General features: G+C 63.1%; 7 protein-coding genes. 4 read left to right on the plus strand and 3 right to left on the minus strand.

Features of this window, described 5'->3' with window-relative positions; all coding sequences use genetic code 11:
- The coding region (locus EOA38_RS25960; RefSeq protein ID WP_145966067.1) for a pyridoxal phosphate-dependent aminotransferase at positions 1-987 on the minus strand (987 nt) is incomplete at its 3' end.
- Positions 988-1,190: 203 nt separating this feature from the next.
- Between EOA38_RS25960 and EOA38_RS25965 the strand changes: the two genes are divergently transcribed.
- The 3 genes from EOA38_RS25965 (at position 1,191) to EOA38_RS25975 (ending at position 3,642) form a co-directional block, all read left to right on the plus strand.
- Positions 1,191-2,090, plus strand: coding sequence for an EAL domain-containing protein (locus tag EOA38_RS25965; RefSeq protein WP_126092442.1), 900 nt, complete (start codon positions 1,191-1,193; stop codon positions 2,088-2,090).
- Positions 2,087-2,947 carry an EAL domain-containing protein gene (locus EOA38_RS25970; RefSeq protein ID WP_126092443.1) on the plus strand — a complete coding sequence of 287 codons (861 nt, stop codon included), beginning with the start codon at positions 2,087-2,089 and terminating at the stop codon, positions 2,945-2,947. Before EOA38_RS25965 ends, EOA38_RS25970 begins: the two co-directional genes overlap by 4 nt.
- 86 nt (positions 2,948-3,033) lie before the next feature.
- Entirely contained in the window at positions 3,034-3,642 is a 609-nt protein-coding gene (locus EOA38_RS25975) for a glutathione S-transferase family protein (protein ID WP_126092444.1), read from the plus strand.
- Between the two features lie 453 nt (positions 3,643-4,095).
- Here the strand turns inward: EOA38_RS25975 and EOA38_RS25980 are convergent, their stop codons facing one another.
- Positions 4,096-4,308, minus strand: coding sequence for a cold-shock protein (locus tag EOA38_RS25980; protein ID WP_126092445.1), 213 nt, complete (start codon positions 4,306-4,308; stop codon positions 4,096-4,098).
- Between the two features lie 267 nt (positions 4,309-4,575).
- On the opposite strand from EOA38_RS25980, the gene EOA38_RS25985 reads away from it, so the two are divergent.
- Complete coding sequence (locus EOA38_RS25985) at positions 4,576-4,905, plus strand: hypothetical protein (RefSeq protein ID WP_126092446.1); 330 nt, start codon at positions 4,576-4,578, stop codon at positions 4,903-4,905.
- 26 nt (positions 4,906-4,931) lie between these two features.
- Here EOA38_RS25985 and EOA38_RS25990 read toward each other — a convergent pair whose 3' ends face one another.
- Positions 4,932-5,501, minus strand: coding sequence for a methylated-DNA--[protein]-cysteine S-methyltransferase (locus EOA38_RS25990; RefSeq protein ID WP_126092447.1), 570 nt, complete (start codon positions 5,499-5,501; stop codon positions 4,932-4,934).
- Positions 5,502-5,731 lie beyond the last annotated feature (230 nt).

The raw sequence follows: 5,731 nt of genomic DNA on the forward strand, positions 1-5,731 counted from the left end.
GGACGGATAGACATAGAAGGCGCCTTCCGGCGACGGACAGGTGATGCCGCGCGCCTGGTTGAGCATCGAGACGACGAGATCGCGCCGGCCTTGGAAGATCGCCTTGTTCCTGGCGATGAAGTCCTGCGGGCCGTTGAGCGCCTCGACGGAAGCCCATTGCGCGATGGTGCAGGCGCCCGAGGTCTGCTGGCCCTGGATCATGTCCATCGCCTTGATCAGCGGCACCGGGCCGGCGGCGTAGCCGATGCGCCACCCGGTCATGGCATAGGCTTTCGACACGCCGTTCATGGTGAGCGTCCGCTCGTAGAGCTTCGGCTCGACCTCGGCGATGGTCTTGAAGACGAAGTCGCCATAGGTCAGATGCTCGTACATGTCGTCGGTCAACGTCCAGACATGCGGGTGCTTGAGCAAAACGTCGGCCAGCGCCCGAAGCTCGGCTTCGGTGTAGGCGGCGCCCGACGGGTTGGACGGCGAGTTCATCAGCAGCCATTTGGTCTTCGGCGTGATCGCCTTTTCCAACACTTCAGCGGTCAGCTTGAAGCCGTTGTCGATCGAAGTGTCGGCGAAAACCGACGTGCCGCCGCAGATCGCCACCATTTCCGGGTAGCTCACCCAATAGGGGCGGGGAATGATGACCTCGTCGCCGGGGTTCAGCGTCGCCATGAAGGCGTTGAACAGGATCTGCTTGCCGCCGGTGCCGACGATGGTCTGCTCCGGCCGGTAGTCGAGATTGTTCTCGCGCTTGAACTTCCTGGCGATCGCCTCGCGCAGCGGCACGATGCCGGAAACCGGCGGATACTTGGTCTCGCCGCGGCGGATCGCGTCGATCGCCGCGTTCTTGATGTTGTCGGGCGTGTCGAAGTCCGGCTCGCCGGCGCCGAGGCCGATGACGTCACGGCCGGCATTTTTCAGCTCGCGCGCTTTCTGCGTCACCGCGATGGTCGCGGAAGGCTTCACGCGGGAAAGGGCGTCGGCAAGAAAGGCCATGACAGGGCGTCTCCAAGAGAATGGCGGCCAGGAGCGGCCGCGGCGCCTCTCATGTCGCATCATCGGCCCCAGCGCAAGCATTGTCGGATGATCCAGAGGTCAAGGTGGCGTGAGCGGCAACTATAAATTCATCAACGACCGGTAAACCCTTGGCTGGCAGGATGGCTGATTGAATTCCGCTGGTTTGGCGGAGCGAGGGACCCTTGTCGCGCAGCACCGGGCTTGCCCATATCATCCGTCATGATGACGGCACCTCCAGCGGTGTCTGGGGTATCTACACGCTGCAGAGCGCCTTCCAGCCGATCTTCGCCTTCAACGAGGGCAAGCTTTCTGTCGCCGCCTTCGAGGGGCTGATCCGGCCGTTCCGCGACGGCGAGCCGCAGTCGCCGATGAGCTTCTTTGGCACCTGCCCGGCGGGCGAACGGCTGCCTATCGAGGGGCTGACCAGGACGCTGCACCTGCTCAACGCCGGCGCCTGTTTGCCGCAAGAGGCATCCATCTTCATCAATTTCGATCCGTCGGTGTTCACCGACCGCGCCATTGTCGACAAGGCGCTGCGCGACATGCGCCTGGTGCTGCACGAGGCTGGCATCGATCCGCGCCGCATCGTCTGCGAGGTGACCGAGCAGAGGTCGGCTTCGCAGGAGACGCTCTACAGCTTTGTCGAAGCGCTCAGAGCCAACGGCTTCCGCATCGCCGTCGACGATTATGGCGCCGACGATTCCGACATCAACCGCGTCAAGGAATTGAGGCCGGATATCGTCAAGTTCGACGCCCACTGGATCACACAGCTCATGGAGTCCGGGGCCGGTTTCGCGCTGCTGAGCGCGATGGTGAAGAGCTTCGAAAGCCAGGGTATCCGGACGGTTTTCGAAGGTATCGAGGAAGGCTGGCAGTTGGACCTCGCCGAGAAATCCGGCGCCTCGATGGTGCAAGGCTATGTGCTTGCCCGGCCGGAGCTCGCCTCGACCAGTTTTCGCGGTTTCGGCAAGAGCATGCAGGTGCCTGCGGCTGACGAGAGCAAGGCCAATTTTGCCACCAGTCCCGCTCCTGTGCCGCCGTCGCGGCCTGCGAAGGCGTTCGGGCGCAAGGTGACGCCATGAATGCGCGGCCCGAGAGGCGGCGCAATGCCGCCGAGGCGATCTTCGCCGACGAGATCGGCCTCCAGTTCGGTGTCTATCGCGAGTTCCGGCTGTGGAGCGCCTATCAGCCGATCTTCGCGCCGCAGGGCAGGACGCTCAAGGCTGTCGCCGTCGAAGCGCTGATCGAGCCGCGCCGGGTCGCGACACCCGTTGCGCCGCAGGTTTTCTTCGACAGCGTAGCGGCATCGGATCGCCTCTTTGTCGAGACGATGTGCCGGATGCTGCATCTCGGCAACTACCGCAACATCGGCGTCGATGGGCTTACGCTGTTCTTCAACTACGACCCGATGATCAACGATCACCTCGGGCGGGCGCTGGCCGAGATCCGCCTTATGACCAGGCATCTCGGCGATTTCGGACTCGAGCCTGCCATGCTGGTCTGCGAGATCACCGAACAGGCGGCCGATGACCATGTGCTCGCCAGCCTGGTGCGCGAGATGAGGCATGACGGCATCCGCATCGCCATCGACGATTTCGGCACCGGACATTCGACCGAAGCGCGCATCGGCCTGCTGTCGCCCGACATCGTCAAGATCGACGGGGGCTGGTTCGCCGAATTCTGCCGCCACGCCGCTGCCGAGCGGTTCTTCCGGCCGCTGGTCTCGATGCTGCACGACCGCGGCGCCAAGGTGCTGGTCGAAGGCATCGAGCAGGCCACCCATCTGCGCGTGGCACTCGACGGTGGCGTCGACCTCCTGCAGGGATACCACCTTGCCCGGCCGGCGCTTGCCGGCACGGTCTTCAACGAAGAGCCGCTCTCGGTCGACGCGCTGCTCGGCATGGACAACAAGGTCGTGCCCTTGCATCAGCGTCGCTGATGCTTTCACTCAAAAACAAATCAATGGATGGGACTCGCAGAAGCAAGTTAGAGGCTTCTTGATCGCTCGATATGCCGGAGAGGGCCATGATACTTTATGACATGATCGACAGCGGCAATTGCTACAAGCCGCGTCTTTTGATGGCTAAGCTCGGCATTCCCTTCACCCGTATCGAGGTGAGTTCGCATACCGGCGAGACGCGCAAGGCCGACTACGTCGCCAAGAACCCGAACGCGATGGTGCCGCTGCTCGAGCTCGACGACGGCAGGCGCATCGCCGAATCCAACGCCATACTGCTCTATCTCGCCGAAGGCACGCGCTTCCTGCCGGCCGACAGATATGAGCGGGCGCTGGCCTATCAGTGGCTGTTCTTCGAGCAGTACAGCCACGAGCCCTATATCGCGGTGCGCAAGGCGCTGCTGACCTTTCCGGAGAGGGCCAAGGACGCCACACCGGAACGGCTCGCCTTGACGCTGGAGCGCGGCAACAAGGCGCTCGGCGTGATGAACAAGCATCTGGAGCAGAACGCCTTCTTCGCCGGCAGCGCTTACAGCGTCGCCGACATCGCGCTCTATGCCTACACCCACACCGCCGAGAAGGGCGGCTTCCAGCTCGACGCCTATCCGGCCGTGGTGGAATGGCTGAAGCGGGTCGAGGCGGACGAAGGGCACGTGCCGATCGAGTGGGTGCCCTGAGCAGGCCACGTCGGCAATTGGCGAAAGCTTCGACGAGAGCGTCCTTCTCCCCGTCATTATACGGGGAGAAGATGGTGGCAGCCAGATGAGGGCGGCGCCGACCTCTGGCGTTGATTTGCTACCTGGATCTCCGGCAAAGCAAGCGAAGCTTGTCGCGACCCGTCGCGCTGCCCCTCATCGCCCTGCCGGGCACTTCCCCCGTATAATGACGGGGAGAAGGATGCAGCTTCGCCGGTTTCGCCAATCGCCGGAAATCAGGCAACAAAAAAGGCGGGCAATGCCCGCCTTCCTATGCCGGTAGCCTGATCGGGAGCGTTGGGGCCGGGCCGTCGGCAATCCGCCGCTTCGGCTTGTCGGGTCCTTCCGCTCCGGCGCGCTTGTCGCGCGACCGTCAGTACATCCGTGACTCGCCGCGCGCTCCAGGCTCTCGCCCAGCGCGCGCCCTGCGCGAAATCAGGCTGCCTTGCTCAGAGATCCAGCAGCGGACTTGCCGGTGCGGCGGTCCTGCTCGATCTCGAAGTTGATCTTCTGGCCTTCGATGAGGCTGGTCATGCCAGCGCGCTCGACGGCGGAGATGTGAACGAAAACGTCCGCACCGCCATTGTCAGGCTGGATGAAGCCGAAGCCCTTGGTGGCGTTGAACCACTTGACCGTACCAGTTGCCATTAGAATGTCCTTCACATTTGCTTTGGTTTGACCGGACCGAAGTCCAGCCGGCGGTATCGAAATTTTGGAGATAGACGTCAGCAAACGCGAAGATCGCGAGGCCCGATCGATCGGCCAAATTCAATGGAGCGGATATAGTATGGTTCGCGGATGAAAACAAGATGGAGTTGCAGGCATGCTCCCAATGGGTGCCCTGATAGCGTGGAAGTTTTGAGGTCAGGCGCGCGTTGTGGAGGGAAGACACGCGCGCGATTGTAGGAGAGGACCATGAGAACCATTCTGCTTGCCGCCTGCCTGATGCTGGTGGCCGCCGAGGCACAGGCTGTCTCGCGCTACGACCCGACGCGCATGAGCTGCGGTCGCGTGCAGGCGACGATCGCCAGGCAGGGCGCCATCATCCTGCGCTACCAGTCGTCGCGCGTGCCTGGGCTGCCGCTTTATGATCGCTATGTGCGGGACGAGCGCTTCTGCAACATGGGCGAGGTGAGGGCGAGGGCCTATGTGCCCAGCGCCGACACCAAGTCCTGCCCCGTCTATGTCTGCAAGCGGCCGGACTTCGACCGGCATTTTCGACGCCGCCTCTTCCCGCATCGCTAGGGGAGCCCGGCGTTCGGCAGGTTTTGTCAGAAACCGAATGATGCCTGCGCGGCCGGAGGCGGGCCGACGCGCACGCCTTCCATGGCGAGCATCTTCTCCTTGGTGGCCGAACCGCCGGGCGCGGAGAAGCCGCCGATCTTGCCGCCCGCGGCGAGGATGCGGTGGCACGGAATGACCAGCGGCACCGGGTTGGCACCGAGCGCGGCACCGGTTTCGCGCGCGAGCCCGGAATGACCGGCGCGCTTGGCCAATTCGCCATAGGTGGTGGTCTCGCCGAAGCCGAGCTTGCGCGCGGCGTCGTAGATGGCGAGACGGAAATCGTCGACGCCGTCGAGATCGACCGGCACGCCGGAGAAATCGACATCCTCTCCGGCCGCATAGGCCTTGATCGAGGCGATCAATTCGACCACCCATTTCGGCTGTTCGGTAGAGCTTGAAACGCCGGCATGGCGAAACAGCCGGCGCTCGATCGCTTCACGGCTGCGTTCGGGCAGGCAGAGCCGGATCAGGCCTTTTTCGCTCCAGGCAATGCCCATGAAGCCGATCACTGTTTCTAACACTGCGTGGCCGGCCGTGATCGGTGATGCGTTTTCCATGATGGGCTCCTTTTCGCAAACCGCGAAAAACGGGTACATCTACAGTACAGATAGGGAACAATATCGCAATTCCCCCCGAGTCTCGCCACCCGAAAACCGCATACCGGCCCCGATTGCCCGCTTGGAATCGCTGGTGTAAGGACTTTTTAACAACCGACAATCGGACCTGCAGGGCTTGGCAGCGAAAATCATCCTTACCGCGATCGGCGTGCTCGTTGCCGCTGCCGGTC

Source organism: Mesorhizobium sp. M1E.F.Ca.ET.041.01.1.1 (assembly GCF_003997355.1).
Taxonomy (GTDB): Bacteria; Pseudomonadota; Alphaproteobacteria; order Rhizobiales; family Rhizobiaceae; genus Mesorhizobium.

What these genes read in the sequence shown, in the direction of transcription:
- EOA38_RS25990 (WP_126092447.1), bottom strand. Translation starts at nt 5,501, where the DNA reads ATGGAAAACGCATCACCGATCACGGCCGGCCACGCAGTGTTAGAAACA.
- EOA38_RS25985 (WP_126092446.1), top strand. Translation starts at nt 4,576, where the DNA reads ATGAGAACCATTCTGCTTGCCGCCTGCCTGATGCTGGTGGCCGCCGAG.
- EOA38_RS25975 (WP_126092444.1), top strand. Translation starts at nt 3,034, where the DNA reads ATGATACTTTATGACATGATCGACAGCGGCAATTGCTACAAGCCGCGT.
- EOA38_RS25980 (WP_126092445.1), bottom strand. Translation starts at nt 4,308, where the DNA reads ATGGCAACTGGTACGGTCAAGTGGTTCAACGCCACCAAGGGCTTCGGC.
- EOA38_RS25970 (WP_126092443.1), top strand. Translation starts at nt 2,087, where the DNA reads ATGAATGCGCGGCCCGAGAGGCGGCGCAATGCCGCCGAGGCGATCTTC.